The organism is Pseudoalteromonas sp. S3260, from assembly GCF_005886925.1.
In the GTDB taxonomy this organism is placed as follows: domain Bacteria; phylum Pseudomonadota; class Gammaproteobacteria; order Enterobacterales; family Alteromonadaceae; genus Pseudoalteromonas; species Pseudoalteromonas tetraodonis.
The window spans coordinates 1-3,783 of record NZ_PNCV01000193.1; the positions used below are offsets into that span (position 1 = coordinate 1).

Genomic DNA, 3,783 nt, shown 5'->3' on the forward strand with positions numbered 1-3,783 from the left:
TTAACCAGAGTTCAGGTTAAGGACGCTTACCACAGTGACGGCAAAATAAGTGTGAGCTGCGTTTATTTAGCTCCGCTTTTATTGCTTTATTGGCCTCTAGTTTACTTAGCCCTAGTTTGTAGCGTAACTCCTCAAGGTGATGCATCTGCTCATCAGTGAGCTTACCATCGGTTATTTTCTCGTGGGTGGCATCTTCAAATAGCTGGCGACGTTTGCGTATTTGCTCTGAGAAACTCGACGCTAATAAACCGGTTGGTATGGCAACCATCCCCATACTCACCAAAGTGATTACGCCACCAAATAGTTTACCAATAGGCGTTATAGGCACAACATCGCCATAACCAACCGTAGTTAGGGTTGCCATTGCCCACCACATGGCTGCAGGAATAGAGCCGAACTTGTCTGGTTGAATGTCGTGCTCTAATAAATAAATACCGCAAGAGGCTAAAATAAGTACCACAGACATAATAAAAAATGCCGCCAGTAATGAACTCGACTCATCAATAAACGCCTGCAATAACAATTGCATTGCTCGAGAGTAACGGGTGAGCTTAAATACCCGCAACAACCGCAGTACCCGTAAAAAACGCAAATCGATAGCAAAGAAAAACATTAATAAACTAGGCAAAATGGCAATTAAATCGATAATTGCCAGTGGTGATAAAATATATCGAATCCGTTTTTGTGTATTTGAGCAATTCATGGAGGCGTACTTTAAGCGATCGACACAGGTCCAAGCACGTATTAGGTATTCAGCACTAAATATAGCCACTGATACCAGCTCCAAGATTAAAAACTCGCTATAGTACTCGGTTGCGATGCTGTGCACCGACTCAAGCACAATCGCCACCACATTAATCATAATGATGCTGATCAGTATGACATCTAAAATGTGTCCCGCTCGCTGATACTTACCTGACGCTTCAAATACTTGGTTTATGGTTTGTCTTAGTTTACGCATAGTACCTATTACAATGTGAGCAGCATATTGATACTGCCTTCTTCAAAATCACGACTTATTTTAAACCCGAGTTTACGAGCCAACTCAATCATGCCGGTATTTTCTGGCAGGGTGATACCTTCAACCGTTTTCACGCCTTGGCGTCTGCAGTGAGAAATAGCCGCGTTCATTAAAATACGCCCTAACCCAAGTCCTTGGCAATCAGAACGTACCACAATGGCAAACTCTGCTTGTAAGTTATCGGGATCCATAATCACTCGCGAAACCCCTAATGTGTGCTGTTGCTCGTCTTGTGTTTGGGTAACAATAAATGCCATCTCGCGGTCGTAATCAATTTGCGTCATTTTAGCGAGTTGATCATGGTTAAATTGTGGCAATTCACCAAAAAAGCGCTTGTATCTATCTTCTTTGCTTAAGGAGCGGTCAAACTCTTGATGTGCCTGCTCATCTTCTGGTTTGATTGGTCTGAGCGTTGCTAAGGTCTTATTTTTTAGGGTCACCGTTTCAACCAGCTCAATAGGATAAGGGCGGATTGATAAACGTTTTCGGTGCGCCTGAACCTGATACTGATTTAGGTTCATGGTGGCATCAAGGACTAAAAACTGCCCATTACTGGCTAAAATAGGATTTAGCTCTAACGAGGTGATATCGGGTTGATCGACAACGAGTTGAGAAATTCGGGTCAGTAGCGCACATAAACGATATTTATCTACTTTTTCTGGCAGAATGCGATCTTTAAGAACTCCCTTATCATGGGCGGCGGCAATTAAATATTTAGCTAGGTTCATATTCAGTGGTGGCAAGGCCACCGCCGCTTGAGCGTACTCAAGCCCTGTGCCAGCTTCACCTAATAAAATAACTGGCCCAAAATTAGGCTCTGTTTTAATGGCTATGCGCAGTTCATTGGCACCTGCTCTAGGCGCCATTTTTTGTAACGAAAAGCCATCAATAATAGCATCAGGGTAGGTGTTTTTTATTCTTAACAGCATGGCAAATGCCGTTTGTTCTACCTCTTGCGCATCATTGAGGTTGAGTACTACGCCACCGACTTCAGACTTAGAGGGAATGCTGGGGCTCATCAACTTTAATGCGACCGGAAAACCTAGCTCTATTGCTTGCTCTTTTGCCTCAGTAGGGGTGTAGGCTACTTCAGTTTGGATACAGTCTATACCGTAGCTACTTAAAATTTGACTCGCTTGATGGGTTGATAAGTAATGTTGCTCATCATTTAAAAACTCTTTAATAGCTGCTTTCGCTGCTACTTTATTAATAGTCGCATCATCGGTGTTTGATTCTGGCGTTTGGGTTAAATGTTTTTGGTTACGACGATAGCTTACTAAGTGCATAAAGGCACCTACTGCGCCTTCTGGGGTACGATAGGTCGGAATGGCGTTATTTGCGCAGATGCGTCTGGCTGCGAAGGCGGCATCTTCTCCCATGAAATTAGTGATCACATACGGGCGTGCCATTTTTGGTAATTTGTTCAGTGCCTCAACAATAACCTGAGCGTAATTTTCACTCGGGGCCAATGCCGATGGAGTATGAATGATCAGTAAGTTTTTAACTTCTTTAGCATTAAGCAGTATTTCTAATGCGTGTTTGTAACGCACTGGCGCAGAATCGCCAAATATATCGACAGGGTTTGATGTTGTGTCTGAATGTGGGATCACTTTATTGAGTGCTTCGCGCGTTTCATCACTAAGCTGAGCAAGTTTACCTGAGCTTTGAATAAGTTCATCAACGGCCATCACTCCAGGGCCGCCGCCATTAGTTAATATAGTTAGCTGCTCTACTTGCAGTAATTTGGGGTGCATTGCCAAGGTTTGAGTGGCGGCAAAGAGTTCACGCAAATCATTTACTCTCAACATCCCTGCACGTTGAAACATGGCATCATATACTGCATCTGAGCTTTGTTTTCCGCCGGTGTGTATTTCAGCGGCAAGAGCGCCTGCACTGGTTCTGCCCGTTTTAATGGCAATAACGGGCTTAGAAAATGCCGCCGCACGCGCGGCAGAAATAAAGCTGCGAATATCATTAATGTTATCTATGTAAAGTAGGATAGCTTTGGTTTTAGCATCGCGGCCTAAAAAGTCGAGTATTTCGTCAAACTCAATATCTAAACAATCTCCCATTGATACAAAGTATGAAAAGCCAATTTCTTTATTTTTAGCCCAATCAAGAATCGTTGAGCAAACAGCCGCTGATTGCGACACAAAAGCCAGTTTACCTGGCGTGGCAACAGTGTGCGAAAAACTCGCGTTTAAACCTATGTGCGGAATAAGTAACCCTAAGCAATTTGAGCCAAGCAGCGTCACTTTATGCTTTGCAGCGTTATCTTTAAGTTCTTGTTTTTGAGTACTTGTTAGACCATCAGCAATAATAATAGCGCTATGGCACCCCAGCGTACCTAGCTGTTCAATAATTTTCATTAAGGTGTTTTTATTGGTACAGATAACGGCTAAATCAGGTACTTTGGGAAGGGCTTCAATACTTGGGTAAGCCAATACGCCATGCACTGCAGTATGATTGGGTGTAACAGGCATGATGGGCCCTTTAAAGCCCCCTTGTAATAAATTACGCATTACCACATTACCAGCCCGAGTGGGGGTGTTTGATGCCCCAATAACAGCGACTGAGCTTGGATTAAAAAACTGGCTAATACGTTTTAGACTCATTGCGTTTCCTTGGCTGATTAAGTTTTGCTATCTATACCTTCTCAATGTAACCTGTTTATAGTGTTTTTTCGAGCGTGAACGTGCATATTATTGATATTAGGGTCTGTTGACCTTTCAAGGTTAAACTTGCAGCAGTCTGTTTGGTAT

2 protein-coding genes are annotated in these 3,783 nt (G+C 43.1%); both read right to left on the minus strand.

From position 1 onward, the window contains the following. Window positions 1-16: 16 nt before the first annotated feature. Window positions 17-961 (minus strand): ion transporter, encoded by a 945-nt coding sequence (locus CWC14_RS18120; protein WP_138564286.1) that lies wholly within the window; start codon window positions 959-961, stop codon window positions 17-19. 8 nt (window positions 962-969) lie between these two features. Beyond that, window positions 970-3,636, minus strand: coding sequence for a bifunctional acetate--CoA ligase family protein/GNAT family N-acetyltransferase (locus tag CWC14_RS18125; RefSeq protein ID WP_028835638.1), 2,667 nt, complete (start codon window positions 3,634-3,636; stop codon window positions 970-972). Window positions 3,637-3,783: the final 147 nt, after the last annotated feature.

What these genes read in the sequence shown, in the direction of transcription:
- CWC14_RS18120 (WP_138564286.1), bottom strand. Translation starts at nt 961, where the DNA reads ATGCGTAAACTAAGACAAACCATAAACCAAGTATTTGAAGCGTCAGGT.
- CWC14_RS18125 (WP_028835638.1), bottom strand. Translation starts at nt 3,636, where the DNA reads ATGAGTCTAAAACGTATTAGCCAGTTTTTTAATCCAAGCTCAGTCGCT.